This is a genomic window from Haloferax sp. Atlit-6N (assembly GCF_003383195.1).
Classification (GTDB): Archaea; Halobacteriota; Halobacteria; order Halobacteriales; family Haloferacaceae; genus Haloferax; species Haloferax gibbonsii.
In genome coordinates, this window is the sequence record NZ_QEQJ01000349.1 from 1 (window position 1) to 452 (window position 452).

General features: G+C 59.3%; 1 protein-coding gene. It reads left to right on the top strand.

What is annotated here, in order from left to right:
* Positions 1–34: 34 nt before the first annotated feature.
* Positions 35–452 (top strand): PAS domain-containing protein (locus DEQ92_RS22695; RefSeq protein ID WP_233516958.1); only part of this gene is annotated, 418 nt, incomplete at its 3' end.

Here is a 452-nt window from a genome sequence, read left to right on the forward strand (position 1 = left end):
CGTGCCAGTCGCCCGGGACACCGTCGTCGAGGAGATGCGAGACGCCTACGTTGTCCTCGACAAGGACCGTCGAATCATCGATTTGAATCCGGCAGCACAGCAACTGCTCTCGTCGCCCGATGATTCTATTGGATGCCATCTCTCGACGGTGGCACCGCCAATCGACGACCTTCTCGAAGACGTACAGGGCGACAGCAGACAGGATACGACAGTCGTCTTCGAGGTAGATGGGGACGGGACCCATCGGTATCTCGAAGTCAGGGCATCGCCGCTTGCCGAAGGTGAAAGCGGGATGGTCGTCACCATCCGTGACGCGACTGAGCGACAGCGTGCTCAGCGGCGATTTCAATCCTCCATCGAACACGCGTCGGATGTCATTGCCGTCCTCGACGAGGAGGGTCGAATCGAGTACGTGAGTCCGCCAATCGAAGAGTTGACCGGACATTCTCCGG